We start from the raw sequence: 22,102 nt of genomic DNA on the forward strand, positions 1-22,102 counted from the left end.
GAATTTACCCACGAATTTCCGCACTGAGCCGTCCCCGAACCCTGCGGTGAAATCCGCCGCGACATCACCAGCGAGGTCCGTCATGCACCCACTTCCCGACCGGCCGCTCGCCGGCATGCGCGCGCTCGTGACGGGCGTCGCGAACGCCGAATCGATCGCGTGGGGCTGCGCGCGCGCGTTCGCCGAACTCGGCGCCGAACTTGCGCTCACCTATCTCAACGACAAGGCGAAGCCCTACGTCGAACCGCTCGCGCAGGAACTCGGCGCGACGCTGCTGCTGCCGCTCAACGTCGAGGACGACGCGCAACTCGACACCGTATTCGAGACCGTGCGCGAGCAGTGGGGCTCGCTCGACATCGCGCTGCATTCCATCGCCTATGCGCCGAAGGCCGATCTGCAAGGCGGTCTGCTCGATTCGTCGGCGCAAGGTTTCGCGTATGCGATGGATGTGTCGTGCCATTCGTTCATCAGGATGGCTAAACGTGCCGCGCCGCTGATGCCGCGTGGCGGCACGCTGTTCGCCATGAGCTACGACGGCGCGAATCGCGTCGTGCCCAACTACAACCTGATGGGGCCGGTGAAGGCGGCGCTCGAAGCGTCGTGCCGCTATCTCGCGTACGAACTCGGCCCGCTGGGCATCCGCGTGCATGCGGTGTCGCCGGGACCGCTCAAGACGCGCGCGGCGTCGGGGCTGCCCGACTTCGACCGCATGCTCGCCGAAGCGGTCGAGCGCGCGCCGCTCGGCGAACTCGTCGACATCATGGATGTGGGCTACGCCACGGCGTATCTCGCGACGCGTTACGCGCGGCGGCTGACCGGCAACACGGTGTATGTCGACGGCGGCGCGCACATCATGGCGTGAGCTTCACGCGCTTGCTTGCCGCTCACCTGGGATACGACAATGCCTCGCGATTTGCGAGGCGTTGTCGTTTGCGGCGCGTGAGTCGTGTGCGTGAGTCATCTGCGTGAGCCGTCTACGCGAGACGGCGCTCACGCGGCAGGATTACCAGCGGCGATAGCCGTCGTCGCGGCCATAGTCGCCACGGCGGTCGCTGCCCCAATGACGATCGTGCCAGCGATGATCTTCCCAACGGCGATCGCCCCAGCGACGATCGTCCCAACGGCGGTCGTCGTGCCAGCCGACATAGGTCGGCGCTGCATAGACCGGCGCGGGCGCGGCATACACGGGCACGGGTGCGCCGATGGCGAGGCCGACCGAGACGCCGGCCATGGCGGTCTGCGAAACGGCAAGGATCGTGACACCGGCGCCCAGGGCGGCAATCAGCTTCGTCTTCGTGTTCATTCGAGTCTCCTTCGCTGGATGAATGGACGACTCCAATCTAGCCCGCCGCGCGCCGCCGAAAATTACGAACCTGCAACAATCGTCTCGGCTTTGACAGCGCGATGAAAGGGCGCAAGCCGCACCTCGCATTCGCCAAAGCCCAATGGTGACGGGCTTTGCGGGTGATCGGGCGGAACCTGCCAGGCGATTTTTGAAGGTGCGGATCACGCAAATTGTTGCGTCTTTACCGCTTCGTAACGTGGGCGGCGCGCAGGCGCACGCAAAAAAGCCGGGGACTTGCCCCGGCTTTTTTCCATCGCACGGCCAGCTTGCCGCGCGGTTCGTGCGTTTCGAATGCTTCGAGCGGCCTGGCCGCCGCTTACTGCACGGTCACCGCGCCGAAGTTCTGGCGGCCGAACGGGCTCACCTGATAGCCGTTCACGTTCGCGCGCGTGATTGCCGCCGCGGTCGGATAGCCGAGCGGAATCCACAGCGCCTGATCGTGGATGATCTTCTGCGCGCTCTCGTAGAGCTTGGTGCGCTTCGCCTGATCGGCGGTCGCCTTGCCGTCGGCGATCAGCTTGTCGAGCTGCGGATCGCAGAAACGCGCGAAGTTGATGCCCGACTGCACGGCGTTGCAGCTAAAGAGCGGCGAGAGGTAATTGTCCGGGTCGCCGTTGTCGCCGGCCCAGCCCATGAACAGCGTGTCGTGCTGACCCTGCTTGGCTTCCTTGATCAGCTCGCCCCACTCGATCACCTTGATCTCCGCCTTCACGCCGATCTTCGCGAAATCGGCTTGCAGCAGTTCGGCGCCCGCGCGCGGATTCGGATTGAGCACGCTGCCGTTCGGACGCACCCAGATCGTCGTCGAGAAGCCGTTGGGCACGCCCGCCTGGGCGAGCAGCGCCTTGGCCTTGGCGATGTCGTGCGGATACGGCTGGATCGCCTTGTCGTAGCCCCAGGTGATGGGCGGCCACGGATTGGTCGCGGGCGTGGCCGTGTTGTCGAACACCGTCTTCAGATACGTCGTGCGGTCGAACGCCATGTTCAGCGCCTGACGCACCTTCGGATTGTCGAGCGGCTTCTTCTGCGTGTTGAGCGCGACGAAGGCCGTCATGAAGGCGGGCGTCTGCACGACCTTGAGCGCCTTGTCGCTTTTCGCGTCGGCGACATCCTGCGGCTTGGGCGAGAGCGCGATCTGGCATTCGCCGGCCTTCACCTTCTGCGCGCGCACGGCGGCGTCGGGCGTGATCGCGTAGATCAGGCGGTCGACCTTCGGCTTCGGCCCCCAGTAGGACGGATTCAGGTCGTAGCGGATCACCGCGTCCTTCGTGTAGCTCTTGAGCTGGAACGGGCCGGTGCCGACCGGCTTCGCGTTCAGGTCGAGCGGCTTGCCCGCCTTGAGCAGCTGATCGGCGTATTCGGACGAGTAGATGGACGCGAAGCCCATCGTGAGGATCGAGAGGAAGGTGGCGTTCGGCTCGTTCAGTTCGAACTTGACCGTGTTCGCATCGACCTTGTTGACCGACTTGATCAGCTTGGGCAGGCCCATCGACTGCGCGTGCGGGAAGCCGCTCGGGCCGGCCACCTTGTGCCATGCGTTATTGGCGTCGAGCATGCGCTCGAAGGTGAAGACGACGTCGTCGGCGTTCAGCGTGTGCGTGGGCTTGAACCATTCGGTCGTCTGGAACTGCACGTTCGGGCGCAGATGGAACGTGTAGGTGAGGCCGTCGGCGCTCACGTCCCACGACTGCGCGAGCGCGGGCACGACCTTCTTCTGCGCTTCGTCGTAATTGACGAGCGAGTTGAAGATCACGTCGGCGGAGGCGTTGGTCGTCACGAGCGAGTTGAACTGCACGACGTCGAAGCCGTCCGGGCTCGACTCGGTGCAGACCGTGAGCGGTTTCGCGAGCGCGGGCGTGGCCGCGCAGGCCAGCGCGCACAGGGCGGCCGCGAGCACGGGGGCGGGCGAGGTGAAGCGCATGGAATCTCCGTTTTGCCAGGGTCTTGCCGTTGGTGTGCGGGCCGGGTTGCCGCGTGGCGAGAGGGCCCGATCGGGGAAGCTTATCGCAGTTAGCCCCCCCGCGATCGGCAGGCCGATCGCACCCCCCCACGAGTGGGGGGGTGATCGCCCCCCCCGCGATCGGCGGGCCGATCGCACCCCCCCACAAGTGGGGGGGCTGGGGGGGGCTACTGAGCAGTACGCGGCTTGCGCGGCGCGCGCTCGAAAGCGCGGTCATACAGCCAGCGCGGCAGCGCGCCGAGCAGCGCGGCGACCACGCGCATCGGCCACGGGAACACGGCGAAGGCGCGCCCGCGCGCGATGGCGTCGGCGGCGCGCGTGGCGAAGCGGTCGGCGTCCATCAGGAACGGCATGCGGTACGGGTTCTTCGCGGTCATCGGCGTACGGATGTAGCCGGGCGCGATGGTGACCACAGGCACCTTGAACGGGCGCATCTCCACGCGCAGCGCTTCGAGATAGGCGAACGCCGCGGCCTTCGACGCGCTGTACGCGCCCGAGCCCGGCAGCCCCCGCACGCCCGCCACGCTCGCGATGCCCACGAGCGTGCCGCGCCGCGTCTGCGCCATGGTTTGCGCGAACGGCTCGAAGGTGGCGACCATGCCGAAGTAGTTCGTATCCATCACGTCGCGGAACGTGGCGAGCTCGCCTTCGCCCGTGAGCGCACCGCGGCTCACGCCCGCGTTGGCGATCACGATGTCGGGCATGCCGTGTTCGGCGATGAACGCGCGCGCGGCGGCGGCGAGCGCATCGGCGTCGCGCACGTCGGCGGGATAGATCGAGATGGGGTGCTGCGGATGAGCCTGGAGAAACGCCTCGAGCGCGTCGGCGCGGCGCGCGACGAGCCCGAGGATGGCGCCGCGCCGCGCGTATTCGGCGGCGAGAGCGGCGCCGATGCCGCTCGACGCGCCGGTGATGAAAACCTTGAGCGGGTGTGTCATGCCGGCGCGCGCGCTCACATCTTCTTCGCGCGGATCTGCGAAACGATGAAGTCCATGACCTGCAGCGTGTCCGGCAGCGCCTTGTCTTCCGTCGATTGCATCAGCGCCGGGCCGGTTTCGTACTTGCCCTGGATCGCGATGGTCGGCACGCCGTCGATCTTGTACGCGTCGAGCATGGCCTTGTCGCGCTGGAGCGCGCTCTGCGTCGAGAACGAGTTGTACGCGTCCATGTACTTCTTCGGATCGACGCCTTGCGTGGCGAGGAACTTCTGCTGGTCTTCCGGCGTGAGCAGGTAGTTCTTGTTCACGTGGATTTCATGGAACACGGCGGGCGTGAGCTTCTGCGCGAGGCCGAGCGCGTCGAGCGCGTAGTACATCTTCGAATGCGGGACGAAATCGTCACGGAAGGCAACCGGCACGCGTTTGAACACGACGTCCGGGCCCTGCTTCTTGATCCACGATTCGAGGTACGGGTCGAACGCGTTGCAGTGCGGGCAGCCGTACCAGAAGAATTCGATCACTTCGATCTTGCCCGCGGGCACGTCGAGCGGCTGCGGCGCCTTGAGCACCGTGTAGTCCTTGCTGGCGACCGGCGCGGCAGGCGAGGCGTGCGCGGCGCCGGCGATCATGGAGAGCGAGAGCAGGAGCGATCCGAGAATGCGTTTCATAGCGTGTTGTTCCACTGGACGAGGCCGGCGGCGTCCGGCCCGATGGGTGCGGCGCGCTGGCTGCGCGCGGCCGCGGCGTTACTGGATGAGATCGCGCCGCGGGCTGCGCGCTCCGCCACCGACGCTTGCGCACACAACGGTGCGGACGGCGCGGGGGACGGGGCGCGCGGCGACGCGGCGCGGACGGCGGTTACTGCTTCGAGAAACGAATGACGGCGGTGTCGATACCGGCGTCAGACAGGCGCTGACGGGTCGAGTTCATGTCATCGAACTTGGAGAACGGACCGATGCGCACGCGGTAGTACGTGATGCCGCCCGCGTCGCGCTGCGTGACCTTCGACTCGAAGCCCTGGAAGGCGAGACGCGCGCGCTGCTGCTCGGCGTCGGACGAGGTCTTGTACGCGCCGACCTGCAGGAAGTAGCCGGTGTTGGCGTCGGCGGCCGACGGCGCGGCGGAGCCGGGCTGAGCGGGCTTCGCGGCGTTCGGCGCGGGAGCCGCGTTCGGCGACTTCTGCGGCGGGTTGTTCGCGAGCTGCTGCGCGGGCTGGCTCGGTGCCTGCGGCTTCTTCGCGGGCTGTGCGAGCTGGCTATTGTCGGTCGTGGCGCCCGTCGAAGGCTTGGGTGCGACCGCAACGCCGTTGTTGTTGGCGGCATTGTTCGCGCCGTTGTCGGCCGAACCCGACGGCGGCACTTCGACGATCTGCGGCTCGTCGAGCATGCCCGACGACTGCGACTGGTTCGTGGTCTGGCCCGGCGCGGTGTTCGGCGGCGTGCTTTGCGCGGCTTGCGGCGTCACCGGCTGACCCGGCGTCTTGCCTTGCAGCGGACGGTTCGGATCGTATTGTTCGCTCTGGCTCGCGTCCGAAGCGGCCGGCGGCGCGACCTTCGAGACGAACGGCGTGGGCGAGCGCGTGATATAGAGCGCCACCACCACCGCGATCGCAAGGCCGACAATCAGGCCCAGCACGACACCGAGAAACGTACCCCCGGACTGTTTCGACTGCTGTTTTGTAGTGCGGCGCGGTTTTGCCATCGTCTGAATCACCTGCAAACAAGAGAATCCTGGAATGGCGCGCCCGCTCGCGGACGCGCCCCAAACATGTCGCTTCACGGGATCATGGGTCGCGCCGCGGCACAGCGCGGCGCGACCCATGCATCCCCTGCGTTACATGCGCTCGGGCGCCGACACGCCGATCATCGCGAGACCGTTCGCGAGCACCTGGCGCGTGGCTGCGAGCAGCGCGACGCGCGCATCGCGCTCGGCCGCGTCGTCGACGAGAACGCGTTCGGCATTGTAGAACGAGTGGAATTCAGCCGCGAGTTCGCGCAGATAGAACGCGACCGCGTGCGGCGCGAGTTCGCCGGCCGCGTGCGTGAGCATGTCGGGAAATTCGGCGAGCTTGGCGATGAGCGCGAGCGCGCGTTCGCTCGACAGCGGCGCGAGGTCGACCTGCGGCAGCGCGTCGAGCTTGCCGCCGAACTTGCCTTGCCAGTCGCCGAGGATCGACGAGATGCGTGCGTGCGCGTACTGCACGTAGTACACCGGGTTTTCGTCGTTTTCCTTCAGCGCGAGGTCGATGTCGAACACGAATTCCGTGTCGGCCTTGCGCGAGATGAGGAAGAAGCGCACGGCGTCGCGGCCGCGGCGGATGGTCGCTTCGTCGAGTAGATCCGGCGAGACTTCGCTGCCCGGATTCGCGCCGCCCGACCATTCGATCAGGTCGCGCACCGTCACGTAGCTGCCCGCGCGCTTGGAGATCTTCACTTCCTGGCCGTCGCGCATGACGGTGACCATCTTGTGCAGCACGTAGTCGGGATAGCCCTTCGGAATGCCGACGCCGAGCGCCTGCAGGCCGGCGCGCACGCGCGCGATGGTGCCGTGGTGATCCGAGCCCTGGATGTTGATGACCTTGGTGAAGCCGCGCTCCCACTTGGTGACGTGGTAAGCGACGTCCGGCAGGAAGTACGTGTAGGTGCCGTCGGACTTGCGCATCACGCGGTCCTTGTCGTCGCCGTAGTCGGTGGTCTTGAGCCACAGCGCGCCGTCCTGCTCGTAGGTCTGGCCCGAGGCGACGAGCGACTCGACGGTCTTCTCGACGCGGCCTTCGGTGTACAGCGACGATTCGAGGTAGTAGCGGTCGAACTTCACGCCGAACGCCTGCAGGTCGAGATCCTGCTCGTGGCGCAGATAGGCGACGGCGAAGCGGCGGATCGCTTCGAGGTCTTCCGGGTCCTTCGCGCCCGTGACGGGTTCGCCGTCCGTGGCCGCGACGGTTTCGCCCGCGAGATAGTCGCGTGCGATGTCGGCGATGTATTCGCCGTTATAGGCGGCTTCCGGCCAGCCCGCGTCGCCCGGCTTCAGGCCGCGCGCGCGCGCCTGGGTGGAGACGGCGAGGTTGCCGATCTGCACGCCCGCGTCGTTGTAGTAGAACTCGCGGTGCACGTCGAAGCCTTGCGAGCCGAGCACGTTCGAGATGGCGTCGCCGAGCGCGGCCTGGCGGCCGTGGCCGACGTGCAGCGGACCCGTGGGGTTGGCCGAGACGAACTCGACCAGCACGCGCTTGCCGGCTTCGCGCTGCGAGCGGCCGAACGCGGCGGCTTCGGCGAACACGGCGCCGAGCACGGCGCGCTTGGCCTCGACGGTCAGGCGCAGGTTGATGAAGCCGGGGCCGGCCACTTCGGCGTCGGCGACCAGGCCGGCGGCGGCGGGCAGCGCCTTCACGGCGTCGACGATCTGCTGGGCCAGCGCGCGCGGGTTGGCGCGCAGCGGCTTGGCGAGCTGCATCGCCACGTTGCAGGCGACGTCGCCGTGCGCGGCGACCTTCGGACGCTCGAGCGCGATCGTGGGCACGACGAATGCGGCTTCGGTCGTGCCCTCGGTGGCTTTCGCCACCTGGGCGACGGCGTCGGCGAACAGAGTCTCCAGGGTGTGTTTCTGTGCGGGCAGCATGCTTGTAGCAGGTCCTGTGCGGGTAGTTGGGTGCGGGGCCGGCCTGCTGGAAGCGCAAAGGCCGGCGCGTGCCGTCGAATTCGGGTGAGGGCGGGGCGCCGCCGCCGGCCATCGCGGGCCAGCGCGCGCCGCACGCGGATCGCGGCGGTGGCCGTGGCACTCAAGCGGGCCGGGCGGACAGGGCCGCGCCCTGCGGGTAATTCCGTCCAGACGGATTTTAGCAGGTGCTAATATGTGAAATGAGATGCCCGGCAGGCCCAGGCTCGCCAGTTACGCTTTTCCGCGGGTGCTTTTTCGGTCGCCGCGCTCCAGTCGCAGCGAGTTGCCGCAACGGCGTCCGGCCCATGGTCAAGCGGACATCAAAATCATAAAGGGAACAGACATGCTGGTTACATTCAAATGCCACGCGGCGCCTGACGTGACGATGCTGGAAAATCTCGCGCAATATCTCCTCGGCATTATCGGCAAGCGCCTCGGCGCACGCGGCGTGATTACGCACGACGAGCTCGACACGGCGATCGGCAAGCTCGAAGCGGCCATCGCCATCGACAAGAAAGACCGTGCCGAGCACGAAGGCCACTTTCACGAAGGCGAGGAGGGCCGCGAGCATCACGAACTGCAGCCGGGTCTCGCGCAGCGCGCGTTTCCGTTCCTCGACATGCTGCGCGCGGCGAAGAAGGAAGACAACGACATCGTTTGGGGCATCTGAAGCGCCCCTTGCGCGAGCGGCGGTGAGCGTCGGGCCTTAAAGGCCGCGCCGCGCGCCGGCCGTGACGCCCAGATGTGAAGCCTGAACGTGAAGCGCAAAAAGAAAGAGCCCGCTCGATGCGGGCTCTTTGCTTTTCTACTGGCAAGCTGGCGTGGTACGCGATGACCTGCCCGCCTGCAATTACTCGCTGGCGGCAGCCGGCGCGCTCTCGGCCGCCGAGGCCGCGCCCTTCTTCGCCTTCTTTTTCTTCGGCTTCTTCACGTGTTTTTCAGTGGGCGCCGAATACGACGACACCGCGCTCGACTCGTGCGGCGCGGCCGGCTGGGCGAACGACGGTTGCGCGAGCGCGGCGACGCCAAAGGCGGTCAACATCAACACCAGCTTCTTCATACGATTCTCCGAAAGGCGATTTTTTTAAGGACTTGCTGATGATCGAGCCGGCGCGGCGCCGGACGATGCGCGCCGCCGCGTCAGGCCAAGGTGAAGCGCTGCCATCTTACAAAGCCGAAAAATAGCGCGCGCGTAATATTCAGCCTATCGAATGGCATATGTCGGCTGGCCACAACGGCCGCGCGCGGGCCTTGCGGCCGCGGCGCGCGAATGTCATGTCGCGAGGAGGTTCAGCGCTGACCTTAGAGCAGCGGCGCGAGCGCGCGGCGCGCGTCTTCGTCGGAGAGCGCCATGCGGCGGCCGAAGTCGGCGAGCTGATCCTGGGCGATCTTGCCGACCGAGAAATACGTGCTGTCCGGGTTCGCGAGATAGAAGCCCGAGACGCTCGCCGCCGGCAGCATCGCCAGCGACTCGGTCACGCTCATGCCGATCTCGTTGGCCTGCAGCACGTCGAACATATCGCGCTTCACGAGGTGGTCCGGGCAGGCCGGATAGCCCGGCGCCGGACGAATGCCCGCGTACTTCTCGGCGATCAGCGCGTCGTTGTCGAGCGTTTCGGCCGACGCATAGCCCCACAGATCGCGGCGCACGCGCGCGTGCATCGCTTCGGCGAACGCTTCCGCGAAACGGTCGGCCAGCGCCTTGAGCATGATCGCGCTGTAGTCGTCGTGATCCTTTTCGAACTGCGCTTCCTTCACGTCCACGCCGATGCCCGCCGTGACCGCGAACAGGCCGATGTAGTCGGCCTTGCCCGAGTCCTTCGGCGCGATGAAGTCGGCCAGACACCGGTTCGGGCGCATCACGCCGTCCACCACCGGACGCACCGACTGCTGACGCAGATTGCGCCATGTCATCGCGACTTCCGTGCGCGATTCGTCGGTGTAGATCTCGATGTCGTCGTCGTTGACGGTGTTCGCGGGCAACAGCGAGATCACGCCGTTCGCCTGCAGCCAGCGGCCCTGGATCAGGCGCGAGAGCATCGACTTGGCGTCGGAGAACACCTTGCGCGCCGACTCGCCGACGATCTCGTCGTTGAGGATCTGCGGATACGGACCGGCCAGATCCCAGGTCTGGAAGAACGGACCCCAGTCGATGTACTGCGCCAGTTCATTCAGGTCGTAGTTCTTGAACACGCGGCGGCCGATGAACTTCGGCTTCACGGGTTCGAAGTTCGCCCAGTCGATCTTCGTCTTGTTGGCGCGCGCGGCTTCCAGCGTGACCATCGGCTGCGCCTTCTTGTTGGCGTGCTGGTCGCGGATGCGCTCGTAATCGCCCTTGAGTTCGTCGATGTACTTCGCCGCGCCTTCGTCGGACAGCAGGCTCGACGCCACCGACACCGAGCGCGACGCGTCCGGCACGTACACGACCGGGCCTTCGTAATGCGGCGCGATCTTCACGGCCGTGTGCACGCGCGAGGTGGTCGCACCGCCGATTAGCAGCGGAATCTTCTTCACGCGGAAGTAGTCGTCGCGCTGCATTTCGCTCGCGACGTAGGCCATTTCTTCGAGCGACGGCGTAATCAGGCCCGAGAGGCCGATGATGTCCGCGCCCTCGACCTTCGCCTTCGCGAGGATCTCGTTGCACGGGACCATCACGCCCATGTTGACCACTTCGAAGTTATTGCACTGGAGGACAACCGACACGATGTTCTTGCCGATGTCGTGCACGTCGCCCTTCACGGTCGCGATGACGATCTTACCCTTCGCGCGCACGTCCGCGCCCGATTCGGCGAGCAGACGCTTTTCTTCCTCGATGAACGGAATCAGGTGCGCGACGGCCTGCTTCATCACGCGCGCCGACTTCACGACCTGCGGCAGGAACATCTTGCCCTGACCGAACAGGTCGCCGACGACGTTCATGCCGTCCATCAGCGGGCCTTCGATCACGTTGATCGGACGGCCGCCGCCGCCCATGATCTTCTGGCGCGCTTCCTCGGTGTCTTCGACGATGAAGTTCGTGATGCCGTGCACGAGCGCATGCGCAAGACGCTTCTCGACGCCCTGATTGCGCCACTCCAGGTTCTCTTCCTTCTTCGCCGCGCCGGTCTTGAACTTGTCGGCGATTTCGAGCAGACGGTCGGTGGCGTCGTCGCGGCGGTTGAGCACCACGTCTTCCACGCGCTCGCGCAGTTCGGCGTCGAGATCGGCATACACGCCGAGCTGGCCCGCGTTCACGATGCCCATGTCCATGCCCGCCTGAATCGCGTGGTAGAGGAACACGGTGTGGATCGCCTCGCGCACCGGGTCGTTGCCGCGGAACGAGAACGACACGTTCGAGACGCCGCCGCTGATCTTCGCGTGCGGCAGGTTCTGCTTGATCCAGCGCGTGGCTTCGATGAAGTCCACCGCGTAGTTGTTGTGCTCCTCGATGCCCGTGGCGACCGCGAAGATGTTCGGGTCGAAGATGATGTCTTCGGGCAGGAAGCCGACTTCGTTCACGAGCACGTCGTACGAGCGCTGGCAGATCTCGATCTTGCGCTGGTAGGTATCGGCCTGGCCGGTTTCGTCGAAGGCCATCACCACGGCCGCCGCGCCGTAACGGCGGATCAGCTTCGCGTGATGGATGAACGGCTCGCGGCCTTCCTTGAGCGAGATCGAGTTGACGATGGCCTTGCCCTGCACGCATTGCAGACCCGCCTCGATCACGTCCCACTTCGACGAGTCGATCATGATCGGCACGCGCGCGATGTCGGGCTCGGAGGCGATCAGATTCATGAAGCGGACCATCGCCGCCTTCGAATCGAGCATCGCCTCGTCCATGTTGACGTCGATGATCTGCGCGCCGTTTTCGACCTGCTGGCGCGCGACCGCGAGCGCCTCGTCGAACTGGCCGTTGAGAATCATGCGCGCGAACGCCTTCGAGCCGGTCACGTTGGTGCGCTCGCCCACGTTGATGAACAGCGTGCCGTCCGTCACGTTGAACGGTTCGAGGCCGGAGAGTCGCAGGGTATGGTCAGTCATGGCGGGGGACCGGATCGTCAGGGTTCGTCGGTTTGTCGTTTAGGGTGGCAGGGCGATTCAGCGGCGCTTCATTCAGCGTCGCGATACTGCCCCGGCCAGCGGCGCGGCTTGACCTCGGCGAGGGCTTTCGCAATCGCCGCGATGTGATCGGGCGTGGTGCCGCAGCAGCCGCCCGCGACGTTCACGAGGCCCGCCGTGGCGAATTCCTTCAGGAGCCCGGACGTATCGGCGGGCAGTTCGTCGAAGCCGGTGTCGCTCATCGGGTTCGGCAGGCCCGCGTTCGGGTAGCACGACACGTAGGTGTCGCACAGCTTTGCGAGTTCGGCGATGTACGGGCGCATCAGCGCCGCGCCCAGCGCGCAGTTCAGGCCGAACGTGAGCGGCTTCGCGTGGCGCAGCGAATTCCAGAACGCCTCGACGGTCTGGCCCGAGAGAATGCGGCCCGAGGCGTCGGTGACCGTGCCCGAGATCATGATCGGCAGGATCTCGCCGGTGTCGTCGAACAGCTGGTCGAGCGCGAACAGCGCGGCCTTCGCGTTGAGCGTGTCGAAGATCGTCTCGACGAGGAACAGGTCGCAGCCGCCGTCCATCAGCGCCTTCGCCTGCTCGTAGTACGCGCGGCGCAGTTCTTCGAACGTGACGTTGCGCGCGCCCGGATCGTTGACGTCGGGCGAGATGCTCGCGGTCTTCGGCGTCGGTCCGATCGCGCCCGCGACGAAGCGCGGCTTGTCGGGCGTCGAGTACTGGTCGCACGCGGCGCGCGCGAGTTTCGCCGACTCGATGTTCATCTCGATGGCGAGCTCGCCCATGCCGTAATCGTCCTGCGCCACCGTGGTCGCGCCGAACGTATTCGTTTCGATGATGTCCGCGCCCGCGGCGAGATACTGGTCGTGAATCTCGCGGATGATCTGCGGCTGCGTCAGCGAGAGCAGTTCGTTGTTGCCCTTGATGTCGCGCGGATAGTCCTTGAAGCGCTCGACGCCGCCTTTGCCGCGATAGGCGGCTTCGTCGAGCTTGTAGCGCTGGATCATCGTGCCCATCGCGCCGTCGAGAATCAGGATGCGCGAGGCGAGCAGCGCGGGCAGCGCGGCGCCGCGCGTGTAGCGGGGTTGCGCGGGAGCATTCGCGGCGGGACGCGAGACGGTGTCGGCAGGCTGGTTCATGGGTCGCGAGCGGGCGTGGAGCCGGTTGGACGGGGAAACCCGTTATTGTAGCCGCAGCCGGGGCGCCGCGCTGGCGCGCGAGGCCTGGCGCGGCTCGCGGGACAAGCCGCGCTCAGGCGCGGCGGCGGGGCGGAAACCGGGCGCAGCAGGGGCGCGGAGCGGGCAGCCGCGACGGAAAATCGGCGCGGGTGCGCCGGAAAAGGAAAACCCCGCGCGACCGCGAGGCCAGGCGGGGTTTTCCGGGCGGGTGCCGCCGCTATGCGACGCCGCCTCGCGGCGGCGCGCCGGGAGGGTCAGTGGAGCACCACGGGTTGCTGCATCAGACTGTCGAACTGTCCGAGGAATTCGTCCACCTCGTCGAGCGACTGGTCTTCATCCATCAGCTTCTGTACGTCTTCGCGAAAACGCGCGGCCATTGCGCCGTCGATGAAGATCTCGCGTCGCGAGTTCTTGTCGACGATCTCATACCCGCCCGAACGCATGGCGACATGGCCGTCCTGCGGCGGAAACTCGACAACGCAATAATTCGGACTGTTGTAGATCATCTGCATGGCGACACTCCTTTTTCCTGTGCTCCCTCACTGCTTGAGTTGATACATGGAGCGTTCGTTCTGGAATTCAAGGGGTGGGTTCCACTGCACCTCTTGTTTTCGACTGCTCTCCCTCGGGTTTCCTTCTCATTGTTTGTTGTTCCGTCTGTTTCAGTCTGTGCTTCGTGATGCTACCGGGTGCAACTTCTTAGACCTGCTGGCGAAGAAACGTTTCAAGCAAGGCCGCGAATCCGTGCGACTCCTCTACGGGGGCCAGATGTGCGGCGTCGAGCAATTCGTAGCGCGCGCCTTCGATGGCGCGCGCGAGCGCTTCGGTCTGCGCGGGCGGCGTGCCGCTGTCGTGGCGGCCCGCGACGGCGAGTGTCGGCACGCGCAGTTGCGCGAGCCGCTCGTGGACGTCGAAGTCGCGCAGCGCTTCGCAGGCGCGCGCGTAGCCTTGTGCAGGCGTCCGTAATAACACCTCGCAAACCTGCGCGACGATATCGCGATGCGTGTGGCGGAAATCGGCCGTGAACCAGCGCGCCATCGTCACGTCGGCGAGCGCGACGAGACCGTCGCGGCGCACGCATTCCGCGCGTTCGCTCCAGCTTGCGCGCGCCTCGGGCGCGGTGCGGCTCGCGGTGTCGCAGAGCGTGAGCGAGAGCACGCGCGCCGTGTGGTCGAGTGCGAACTGTTGCGCGATCATGCCGCCCATCGACATGCCGACGAGATGCGTCGCGCGGATGTCGCGGTCGTCGAGCAATGCGGCGAGATCGGCGGCGAGTTCGCGAAAGCCGAAGGCCTCGTGCGCGATGGCGCTGCCGCCATGGCCGCGCACGTCGTAACGCAGCACGCGATGGCGATGGCGGAAGTGTCCCGCGAGCGTATCCCATACCGTGAGATCGCCGCCCAACTGGTGGATGAACGTCAGCGCCGGGCCCCCGCTGCGGTCTTCGAAGACGTAGCGCGTATCGATGCCGTTGACAGTCGCTTGCATGCGTTCCTCCTTCACCGTAGTGGGTTGGGAGTCAGGCCGATTGCGAGGTACTGCCCAAACGCACGCTTGTCGCAAGCGGCGCGCCTGAAAGAGCGGCGTGCCGATACGGGCTGGCGTTCGTGGTCCAGGCCGGGATGAATCCCGGACGTTCGTGAGGCTCCTGTCTATTCCTGTCTGCCGCGCCGGTTCCGTTCGACGCGAGGTTCGACGCGAGGTTTGACGTTATGCGTTCAAGGCGTGTTCAACGCGGTGCAACGTGACGCGCGACGCTGGACGCGTCGCTGTGTTCGTGACGGCCTCCCTCGAGCCGTTTCTTCAGTTCTTTCTGGTGCTCGCCTTGCAGTCGTTCCGCATGATTGCTGCATGACTTCGCGGGGCGCTCGATGTCGGATGCGAGGCGCTGCGCCGCGTGTGGGCAGGCGGTACGTGGCCGTCTGCGCGCGTGGCCAAAGCGCGTCGCTTTGACGATTCCAGTATGCGCTATTTCGCAGAATCTTGCGGGCAGAAGGGCCGCTTTGGTGTTGCGCGCGCGCCTTCTTTGTGCGCGTGTGTGTGTTGACGCGCGCAACGCCGCTCAGGGGTGCAGCGGGGCATCGGCAGGCGGCGCGGATTGCGTCGATGGCGATGTCGCGGGCGCTGCCGCGGGTGCTGTCGTTTCGGGCGACGGCGGCGGCTGCGAAACCGGCGGCGCGGCGTTGCCGTCGTCGCTGGCGGGCGCCGTGGCCGCGCCCGGATTCGAGGTGTCCGGCGCGGGCGTACCACTGGCTGGCGGCGGATTCGTCGTATCCGCCGCTGGTGCGTTTAGTGTGCCGTTTGGTGCGGCGCCTTGCGTGGCGTTTGGCGTGGGATTCGGCGTGGGATTCGGCGCAACGCCCGGCGCTTGATTCGCCGCTTCGTTGCTCGCCGCGCTTCCCTTGCCGCCGCCCGGCGGCACGAGCGCGCCGCGCCAGATCAGTTCGAATTCGCTGCCGTTCGGCTCCGTCTGCATCAGTCGCACGGGCAGCCAGCCGAGCGACGGCGCGAGCCAGACGTCGATGCGGCGCTTGTCGCCGTCGTGACGCGGCAGGCGCATGAAATGGCGCGCCGTGACGTAGCCGTGATCGGTGCTCACCGTTTCGTCGCCGATCGTGGTGATGGGCCAGGTTTCGCCGCTGTCGTTGTCGGCGACATAGAACTCGCGCGTGACGCCGGGCTTGTACGTGTCGGGATCGCCGCGCACGAGGCTCGCGAGCTGCATGACCATGCTGAAGCGGTCCTGCGCGCCGTCGGGCAGCGCGAGCGAATTCGGCGTCCGCGTAAAAACGATCTGCTTCTGGTCGCGGTTGAAGATGGTGAAGTTGGCCGGACGATGGCCGCGCTGTTCGATGTACTGCTCGGGCGCGAGGCCGAACGCATCGACGTGACCCTTGCTCGTCCAGCTAAAGGTGCCGACGAAGGGCAGCGGCACTTCGACCACCATCTCGTAGTGCTGGCCGTCAGTCTTCCAGTGGATCGTGCCGGGCTGATTGCGCACGCCGTTATAAAACGTCTCGTACTGCAATTCGCCCGACGGCGGCACCGAAAACTTCAGGCCGTGCGAAGCCTGCGCCGCCTGTGCCGACGGATGGTTGCCATTGCCGCCGCCCGCTGCCGCGGTTGCGGTGCTGGCCGCCACTGGCGCGGAAGCCGCCGATGCCGCGTCGGCGCTCGATGCGGCTTGCGGCGTGTCGGGCGCGGCGGCGACTTTCGGATGCGGCTGAGGCGGCGCGACGGCTTGCAGCGTGTGTGGTGGCGGCGCGGCGCGTCTGGGCGCGGCCGGTTTGGCGGGCCGGGGCGCGGGCGTCGCGCCCGCGGGCCGCGCCTGCTGCTCGATGCGCTCGGTCTTGAGCAGGCGCACCTGCACAGGCACGTGCACTTTCGCAGCCGACGGCGGCGCGCCGTGATGACGCTCGAACCACTCGGCGGCGAGCCAGTGCAGCGCCGTCACCGCGACGAACACGGCCACCCAGCGCCAGGGGCGCGCGCGGCGCGTTCCGGCGTGGTCGCTGCGGTGGTCGGTGGCGGAGGTGGACATCGGTTGGCGGTCGCGGCGTCGGATTGGGTGAGCGGTAGCGTGAGAATCGGTCGCTTGAGTCCTAGGCGTTACTGTGACACGGCGCGTCAGACCGCTGCAAAAAGGGCGCGTGAACGCGTCGGTGAGCGCGTTGGTGAGCGCGCCGGAAATGCGCCAGAAACCGCGTTGGTAAAAACGCGCACGGCTACACGCGCAAAACTGCAATTCGGGAGCACGCGGCGTGCCGTCGCCTGAAGGCGCTCAGCGCTCCACAGGGCTGTACCCCAATTCGTACGAAAGCTTGTCTGCGCACGCGCGCAGCGCCATGTCCACCGCGCCGTTCCAGCCGATATCGAACGCGCCTTCGTGGCCGAGCGCGATCAGCCCGAGCGCCAGTTCGCCGCTCGCGTCGAACACCGGCGTGCAGAACGCGTGGATGGTCGGCAGCAGCATGCCTTCCACGCGCGCCGCGCCGTGCTCGCGCACCTCGGCGAGCGCGCGTTCGAGTTCTTCGGCCGTGCGCGGCGTCGAGCCATAGGAGAAGTGCTGCGCGCTGCCCAGTTCGCGCTCGATCATCGGCGCGGTCTTGCTGCGCGGCAGGTAGGCGGCGAACAGCAGGCCGGTCGCGGAGCTGAGCATCGGCATGACGTCGCCGAGCTTGAGCGACGCCTTGGCCGGATGCGTCGATTCGAGCCAGTGCACGACGGTCGGCCCCTGGTTGCCCCACACGGCGATGCCCACGGTGATGTCGAGCGCATCGCGCAGTTCGGTCAGCGCGATGCGCGCGAGCTTCACGCCGTCCACGCGCGCGAGCCGCGCAAGGCCGAGCTGCAGCGCGAAGCCGCCGAGTTCGTAGCGCCCGGAAAGCGGGTCCTGCGCGACCATACCCAGGCGCAGAAAGCTCACCAGATAGCGATGCGCCTTCGCCGGGCTCATGCCCGCGCGTTGCGCGAGGTCGCGCAGCATCATCGCGCGCGGCTCGTTCGTGAGCACTTCGAGCAGCCGGAAACCGACTTCGATCGACTGGATGCCCGAACGCTGCTTTTCCTCGCCGCCTTCGTCGCCGCTTTCACTGCTTTCACCGCTTTCGCCGCCTTCACCGGCTTCGTTGATGTCGTCGAGATCGGCATCGGCGAGAGGCTGGGCCACAGTGGCGGCGAGAGGCGGGGCGCTGGGCGCGGTGCGGGCGGACTTCGGCATGAAAGCGTCGATGAGTGTCGATGAGAGTCGATGGATGGCGATGGAGCGTGAAGCGGCGCCGGAGGCGGCCGGCGCGAAGGGATTCAGCGCGCCGCTTGGGTCGCGCCGATTCACCATCGTAGAATACATTTCCTCTATCGTCATCCACGCCTCACCACATGAAACTTGCCACGCTGAAGGACGGCACCCGCGACGGCCAGCTGATCGTCGTTTCCCGCGACCTGCGCAGCGCCGCCATCGCCGATGCGATCGCGCCCACGTTGCAGCGCGTGCTCGACGACTGGCGCTTCTACGCGCCGCAACTGCTCGATCTCTACGAAGCGCTCAACCAGGGCCGCGCCCGCAACACCTTCAGTTTCGACGCCCGCGACTGCATGGCGCCGCTGCCGCGCGCCTATCAGTGGGCCGACGGCTCGGCCTACGTGAACCACGTCGAACTGGTGCGGCGCGCGCGCGGCGCGGAGATGCCGCCCGAGTTCTGGACCGATCCGTTGATGTACCAGGGCGGCAGCGACGACTTCATCGGCCCGACCGACGACATCGTGTGCGCCTCGGAAGCCTTCGGCATCGACTTCGAGGCGGAAGTGGCGGTGATCACCGGCGACGTGCCGATGGGCGCGAGCGCCGACGAAGCGCTCAAGGCCGTGCGCCTCGTCGGCCTCGTCAACGACGTGTCGCTGCGCAACCTGATTCCGGCCGAACTTGCGAAGGGTTTCGGCTTCTTCCAGAGCAAGCCGGCCACCTCGTTCTCGCCGGTTTTCGTCACGCCCGACGAACTTGGCGAGCACTGGCGCGAAGGCCGCGTGCATCTGCCGATGCTGGTCTACTGGAACAACAAGAAGGTCGGCCAGCCCGACGCGGGCACCGACATGGTGTTCCACTTCGGCCAGCTGATCGCGCACGCGGCGAAGACCCGCAATCTGCGCGCGGGCGCGATCGTCGGCTCGGGCACGGTCTCGAACAAGGACGCGAAGCGCGGCTACTGCTGCATCGCCGAGAAGCGCTGCCTCGAAACCATCGAGCACGGCGAGGCGAGCACCGGCTTCATGAAGTTCGGCGACTCGGTGAAGATCGAGATGCTCGACGAAGCGGGCAAGTCGATCTTCGGTGCGATCGATCAGGGCGTCGCGCCGCTCGGCGGCGAGTAAGCGCGTTTGGGCGCGCATAGGAGCGCGCAAGACGCCTGAAAGGGTTTCGCCGGATGCCGCGCGCGCCGCGTGCGGCTACACTGGCGAACGCGTTGGAGAACGCGCGCCGCCTGGCGCGGCGCGCGTCGACATGCCGGGGGAATCCCGGCGCAGGAAGTCGTAAAACCAGGCCGTAAAACAAGCTGGAAAAGCTGTAGCCGCATCGAAGCCGTACGCAGAATACGCTCGTCGAACATTACGCGATCCGCGCCGCCGCGAGGCCACCGCGCGATCGACCGGAGACACCATGCCGCGCTCTCGCACCCGCCGCTTTTCCCTGGGCTTTGCCCTGCCGCTCGCCGCTTTCATTGCATCGTTTTCCGTACCCTCGGTCGCGCTCGCGCAGATCAAGATCGGTCTCGTGCTCTCGCTGACCGGTCCTGCCGCGTCGCTCGGCATTCCCGCGCGCGACACCGCCGCGATGCTGCCCACGCAGATCGCGGGCCAGCAGGTGCAATACATCGTGCTCGACGATGCGTCCGACACGACGCAAGCCGTGCAGGACACGAAAAAACTCATCGACGAACAGCATGTGGACGCGATCATCGGTTCGTCGATCACGCCCAACACGCTGGCGATGCTCGACGTGATCGCGCAAGGTGAAACGCCGACGATCTCGCTGGCGTCGTCGGCGAAGATCATCGAACCCGTCGACGACAAGCGCCACTGGATGTTCAAGACGCCGCAGACCGACGCGATGATGGCGGGCGCGATCGCCGAACACGCCGCCGCGCACAACGTCAAAACGCTCGCCTACATTGGCCAGGCCGACGCGCTCGGCGACGCGTTCTACGCCGAAGTCGCGAAGGCGGCGCAGGCGCGCGGCATCCGCATCGTCGCGAACGAGCGCTTCAACCGCACCGATGCGAGCGTGACGGGGCAGGCGCTGCGCATCGTCGCCGCGAAGCCCGACGCCGTGGTGGTGGGCGCGGCCGGCACGCCCGCCGCGCTGCCGCCGAAGGCGCTCAAGGAGCGCGGCTACAAGGGCCTCGTCTATCACAATCATGGCGTGGGCAATCGCGATTTCCTGCGCGTATGCGGCGCCGACTGCAACGGCACCTTCCTGCCCGCGAGCCCGGTGCTGGTCGCCGCGCAACTGCCCGAGGACCGGCCCGAGCGGCGTCTCGCGCTCGACTACATCGCGCGATTCGAAGCGCGTTACGGCGCGGGCTCGGTGTCGGCGTTCGGCGCTTACACGTGGGACGCGGGCCTGCTGCTCGGCAGCGCGATTCCCGTCGCGCTGAAGTCGGCGGCGCCCGGCACGGGCGCGTTCCGCCACGCGCTGCGCGACGCCATCGAAGCGACGCGCGGGCTGCATACGACCAATGGCGTCGTCAACATGAGCACGACCGATCACCTCGGTCTCGATGCGCGCGCACGCGTGATGGTCGAAATCGAAAACGGCAAATGGATCTATCAGCCGCAGCGTTGACGCGCTCATGCACGCGGCGATTGGCGATTCGCCTGGTAATCCGAATCAATTGACGGGGGCATTGACCATGCGCCTCGCGAAACCGGCAAGGAGCCGCTGATGAACGATCCTTTTTACGCCCGCTATCACGCCTTGCACGTGCGGCGGCACGAGCACGGCATCGTCGAGATCGTGATGAGCGGCGCGGGCACCAACAAGAGCGGCCTCGCCACTGCCGACGCGAACATGCATCGCGAACTCGCCGAAATCTGGCGCGACGTCGACCGCGACCCGGACGCGCGCGTGGCCGTGATCCGCGGCGAGGGCAAGGGCTTTTCGGCGGGCGGCGATCTCGCGCTCGTCGAGGACATGGCGCTGCATTTCGACGTGCGCGCGCGCGTCTGGCGCGAGGCGCGCGACCTCGTCTACAACGTCATCAACTGCAGCAAGCCGATCGTTTCGGCGATGCACGGGCCGGCCGTGGGCGCGGGCCTCGTCGCGGGGCTGCTCGCCGATATTTCGATCGCCGCAAAGAGTGCGCGCATCATCGACGGACATACGCGTCTGGGCGTGGCGGCGGGCGATCATGCGGCGATCGTCTGGCCGCTGCTGTGCGGCATGGCGAAGGCGAAGTACTACCTGCTGCTGTGCGAGCCGGTGAGCGGCGAGGAAGCGGAGCGCATCGGCCTCGTGTCGCTGGCCGTCGACGAAAACGATCTGCTGCCGAAGGCGTTCGAGGTGGCGAAGCGTCTCGCGAGCGGCTCGCAGACGGCGCTGCGCTGGACCAAGTACGCGCTCAACAACTGGCTGCGGCAGGCGGGGCCGAACTTCGACACCTCGCTTGCGCTCGAATTCATGGGCTTCTCGGGGCCGGACGTGCGCGAGGGCGTGCAGTCGCTGCGCGAGCGTCGCGCGCCGGACTTTCCGGGCGGCGATCCGTTCTGAGCGGTGACGGGGCGCGGCGCGTCGCGTTTGTTATCGCTTGTTTCCGCTTGTTGTCGATGCTCACGCGCGCGGTATGATCGAAACGTGCTGTGCATACCATGAGTCACACGGGCGCGCCGCGCGCGAGCCCGTTCATCATTGCGAGGGAGATCCGCATGACCGATTCCGCAGGCGCCGTTCCGCCGTTCCCGGGCTTTCCCGGTTTTCCGCCCGCCGAAATGCTCGACCGCATGTGGGGGATGATGCGGCTCACGCCGTTCGGCAGCGCGTTTCCCGGCAGCGAGCCGGGCGCGGGCCAGGGGCTCGGGCCGTCGCTTTCGATGATGTCCGACATGATGACGCCGCTGACCAACATCGAGGAACTCGACAAGCGCATCACCGACCTGCGTGCCGTCGAGCAATGGCTCAAGCTCAATCTGAGCATGTTGCAGTCGGCGATCCAGGCGCTCGAAGTGCAGCGCGCGACGCTCTCGACGCTGCGCGCGTTCGGCGCGTTCGCGCAGGCGCAGATGAGCCCGCCGCCCGAGCCGGAGCGCGCCGCGCCGCATCAGGCCGAAGCGAAGCCGGGCGCGAGCGCCGACGGCGACGCCAACGCGCCGGACGATGCCGCGCCGCCGCCGGGCTTCGATGCGTCGGGGTGGTGGAATCTGCTGCAATCGCAGTTCAATCAGCTTGCGCAGTTCGCGATGGCGCAGCCGGCCGCGGCGGCGCAGGCCG

Annotated in this window: 19 protein-coding genes; 6 read left to right on the forward strand and 13 right to left on the reverse strand. The window is 66.9% G+C overall.

Features of this window, described 5'->3' with window-relative positions; translation table 11 throughout:
- Window positions 1-82 precede the first annotated feature (82 nt).
- The gene (gene fabI, locus LDO54_RS20505) at window positions 83-862 is read left to right on the forward strand and encodes an enoyl-ACP reductase FabI (RefSeq protein ID WP_224012505.1); all 780 of its coding nucleotides are present in this window, start codon (window positions 83-85) and stop codon (window positions 860-862) included.
- A 141-nt stretch (window positions 863-1,003) separates the two neighbouring features.
- Here fabI and LDO54_RS20510 read toward each other — a convergent pair whose 3' ends face one another.
- The 6 genes from LDO54_RS20510 to argS all read right to left on the reverse strand — a co-directional run bounded on the left by LDO54_RS20510 (window position 1,004) and on the right by argS (window position 7,861).
- On the reverse strand, window positions 1,004-1,303 hold the full coding sequence (locus LDO54_RS20510) for a hypothetical protein (protein WP_224012506.1): 300 nt from the start codon (window positions 1,301-1,303) through the stop codon (window positions 1,004-1,006).
- 358 nt (window positions 1,304-1,661) lie between these two features.
- On the reverse strand, window positions 1,662-3,266 hold the full coding sequence (locus LDO54_RS20515) for an ABC transporter substrate-binding protein (protein WP_224012507.1): 1,605 nt from the start codon (window positions 3,264-3,266) through the stop codon (window positions 1,662-1,664).
- A 206-nt stretch (window positions 3,267-3,472) separates the two neighbouring features.
- On the reverse strand, window positions 3,473-4,243 hold the full coding sequence (locus LDO54_RS20520) for an SDR family oxidoreductase (protein ID WP_224012508.1): 771 nt from the start codon (window positions 4,241-4,243) through the stop codon (window positions 3,473-3,475).
- 14 nt (window positions 4,244-4,257) lie between these two features.
- Window positions 4,258-4,911: a thiol:disulfide interchange protein DsbA/DsbL gene (locus LDO54_RS20525; RefSeq protein ID WP_224012509.1), complete on the reverse strand. Its 654-nt coding sequence runs from the start codon at window positions 4,909-4,911 to the stop codon at window positions 4,258-4,260.
- Between the two features lie 190 nt (window positions 4,912-5,101).
- Window positions 5,102-5,944 carry an SPOR domain-containing protein gene (locus tag LDO54_RS20530; protein ID WP_224012510.1) on the reverse strand — a complete coding sequence of 281 codons (843 nt, stop codon included), beginning with the start codon at window positions 5,942-5,944 and terminating at the stop codon, window positions 5,102-5,104.
- A 132-nt stretch (window positions 5,945-6,076) separates the two neighbouring features.
- Entirely contained in the window at window positions 6,077-7,861 is a 1,785-nt protein-coding gene (gene argS / locus LDO54_RS20535; RefSeq protein WP_224012511.1) for an arginine--tRNA ligase, read from the reverse strand.
- A gap of 382 nt (window positions 7,862-8,243) precedes the next feature.
- On the opposite strand from argS, the gene LDO54_RS20540 reads away from it, so the two are divergent.
- On the forward strand, window positions 8,244-8,570 hold the full coding sequence (locus LDO54_RS20540) for a DUF1840 domain-containing protein (protein ID WP_224012512.1): 327 nt from the start codon (window positions 8,244-8,246) through the stop codon (window positions 8,568-8,570).
- A 180-nt stretch (window positions 8,571-8,750) separates the two neighbouring features.
- Here LDO54_RS20540 and LDO54_RS20545 read toward each other — a convergent pair whose 3' ends face one another.
- The 7 genes from LDO54_RS20545 to LDO54_RS20575 form a co-directional block, all read right to left on the reverse strand.
- Window positions 8,751-8,960 (reverse strand): acid-shock protein, encoded by a 210-nt coding sequence (locus LDO54_RS20545; protein WP_224012513.1) that lies wholly within the window; start codon window positions 8,958-8,960, stop codon window positions 8,751-8,753.
- Between the two features lie 242 nt (window positions 8,961-9,202).
- Complete coding sequence (gene metH, locus LDO54_RS20550) at window positions 9,203-11,920, reverse strand: methionine synthase (RefSeq protein WP_224012514.1); 2,718 nt, start codon at window positions 11,918-11,920, stop codon at window positions 9,203-9,205.
- 68 nt (window positions 11,921-11,988) lie between these two features.
- On the reverse strand, window positions 11,989-13,083 hold the full coding sequence (locus LDO54_RS20555) for a homocysteine S-methyltransferase family protein (protein ID WP_224012515.1): 1,095 nt from the start codon (window positions 13,081-13,083) through the stop codon (window positions 11,989-11,991).
- A 293-nt stretch (window positions 13,084-13,376) separates the two neighbouring features.
- The gene (locus LDO54_RS20560) at window positions 13,377-13,634 is read right to left on the reverse strand and encodes a BTH_I0359 family protein (RefSeq protein WP_224012516.1); all 258 of its coding nucleotides are present in this window, start codon (window positions 13,632-13,634) and stop codon (window positions 13,377-13,379) included.
- A 187-nt stretch (window positions 13,635-13,821) separates the two neighbouring features.
- Window positions 13,822-14,610 (reverse strand): alpha/beta fold hydrolase, encoded by a 789-nt coding sequence (locus tag LDO54_RS20565; RefSeq protein ID WP_224012517.1) that lies wholly within the window; start codon window positions 14,608-14,610, stop codon window positions 13,822-13,824.
- A gap of 574 nt (window positions 14,611-15,184) precedes the next feature.
- Entirely contained in the window at window positions 15,185-16,663 is a 1,479-nt protein-coding gene (locus LDO54_RS20570; protein ID WP_224012518.1) for a DUF3108 domain-containing protein, read from the reverse strand.
- Between the two features lie 240 nt (window positions 16,664-16,903).
- Complete coding sequence (locus LDO54_RS20575; RefSeq protein ID WP_224012519.1) at window positions 16,904-17,842, reverse strand: IclR family transcriptional regulator; 939 nt, start codon at window positions 17,840-17,842, stop codon at window positions 16,904-16,906.
- A gap of 158 nt (window positions 17,843-18,000) precedes the next feature.
- Between LDO54_RS20575 and LDO54_RS20580 the strand changes: the two genes are divergently transcribed.
- The 4 genes from LDO54_RS20580 to LDO54_RS20595 form a co-directional block, all read left to right on the forward strand.
- The gene (locus LDO54_RS20580; RefSeq protein ID WP_224012520.1) at window positions 18,001-18,990 is read left to right on the forward strand and encodes a fumarylacetoacetate hydrolase family protein; all 990 of its coding nucleotides are present in this window, start codon (window positions 18,001-18,003) and stop codon (window positions 18,988-18,990) included.
- A gap of 286 nt (window positions 18,991-19,276) precedes the next feature.
- Window positions 19,277-20,461, forward strand: a complete 1,185-nt coding sequence (locus LDO54_RS20585) for an ABC transporter substrate-binding protein (protein WP_224012521.1) — start codon at window positions 19,277-19,279, stop codon at window positions 20,459-20,461.
- Between the two features lie 99 nt (window positions 20,462-20,560).
- Window positions 20,561-21,385: an enoyl-CoA hydratase/isomerase family protein gene (locus LDO54_RS20590; protein ID WP_224012522.1), complete on the forward strand. Its 825-nt coding sequence runs from the start codon at window positions 20,561-20,563 to the stop codon at window positions 21,383-21,385.
- A 155-nt stretch (window positions 21,386-21,540) separates the two neighbouring features.
- On the forward strand, window positions 21,541-22,102 hold a 562-nt coding region (locus LDO54_RS20595), incomplete at its 3' end, for a PhaM family polyhydroxyalkanoate granule multifunctional regulatory protein (protein WP_224012523.1).

The sequence above is a fragment of the Paraburkholderia tropica genome (genome assembly GCF_914484835.1).
Taxonomy (GTDB): domain Bacteria; phylum Pseudomonadota; class Gammaproteobacteria; order Burkholderiales; family Burkholderiaceae; genus Paraburkholderia; species Paraburkholderia tropica_A.

Excerpts from the sequence above, each read along its gene's own strand:
- fabI (WP_224012505.1), top strand. The coding sequence starts at position 83 with ATGCACCCACTTCCCGACCGGCCGCTCGCCGGCATGCGCGCGCTCGTG.
- LDO54_RS20510 (WP_224012506.1), bottom strand. The coding sequence starts at position 1,303 with ATGAACACGAAGACGAAGCTGATTGCCGCCCTGGGCGCCGGTGTCACG.
- LDO54_RS20515 (WP_224012507.1), bottom strand. The coding sequence starts at position 3,266 with ATGCGCTTCACCTCGCCCGCCCCCGTGCTCGCGGCCGCCCTGTGCGCG.
- LDO54_RS20520 (WP_224012508.1), bottom strand. The coding sequence starts at position 4,243 with ATGACACACCCGCTCAAGGTTTTCATCACCGGCGCGTCGAGCGGCATC.
- LDO54_RS20525 (WP_224012509.1), bottom strand. The coding sequence starts at position 4,911 with ATGAAACGCATTCTCGGATCGCTCCTGCTCTCGCTCTCCATGATCGCC.
- LDO54_RS20530 (WP_224012510.1), bottom strand. The coding sequence starts at position 5,944 with ATGGCAAAACCGCGCCGCACTACAAAACAGCAGTCGAAACAGTCCGGG.
- argS (WP_224012511.1), bottom strand. The coding sequence starts at position 7,861 with ATGCTGCCCGCACAGAAACACACCCTGGAGACTCTGTTCGCCGACGCC.
- LDO54_RS20540 (WP_224012512.1), top strand. The coding sequence starts at position 8,244 with ATGCTGGTTACATTCAAATGCCACGCGGCGCCTGACGTGACGATGCTG.
- LDO54_RS20545 (WP_224012513.1), bottom strand. The coding sequence starts at position 8,960 with ATGAAGAAGCTGGTGTTGATGTTGACCGCCTTTGGCGTCGCCGCGCTC.
- metH (WP_224012514.1), bottom strand. The coding sequence starts at position 11,920 with ATGACTGACCATACCCTGCGACTCTCCGGCCTCGAACCGTTCAACGTG.
- LDO54_RS20555 (WP_224012515.1), bottom strand. The coding sequence starts at position 13,083 with ATGAACCAGCCTGCCGACACCGTCTCGCGTCCCGCCGCGAATGCTCCC.
- LDO54_RS20560 (WP_224012516.1), bottom strand. The coding sequence starts at position 13,634 with ATGCAGATGATCTACAACAGTCCGAATTATTGCGTTGTCGAGTTTCCG.
- LDO54_RS20565 (WP_224012517.1), bottom strand. The coding sequence starts at position 14,610 with ATGCAAGCGACTGTCAACGGCATCGATACGCGCTACGTCTTCGAAGAC.
- LDO54_RS20570 (WP_224012518.1), bottom strand. The coding sequence starts at position 16,663 with ATGTCCACCTCCGCCACCGACCACCGCAGCGACCACGCCGGAACGCGC.
- LDO54_RS20575 (WP_224012519.1), bottom strand. The coding sequence starts at position 17,842 with ATGCCGAAGTCCGCCCGCACCGCGCCCAGCGCCCCGCCTCTCGCCGCC.
- LDO54_RS20580 (WP_224012520.1), top strand. The coding sequence starts at position 18,001 with ATGAAACTTGCCACGCTGAAGGACGGCACCCGCGACGGCCAGCTGATC.
- LDO54_RS20585 (WP_224012521.1), top strand. The coding sequence starts at position 19,277 with ATGCCGCGCTCTCGCACCCGCCGCTTTTCCCTGGGCTTTGCCCTGCCG.
- LDO54_RS20590 (WP_224012522.1), top strand. The coding sequence starts at position 20,561 with ATGAACGATCCTTTTTACGCCCGCTATCACGCCTTGCACGTGCGGCGG.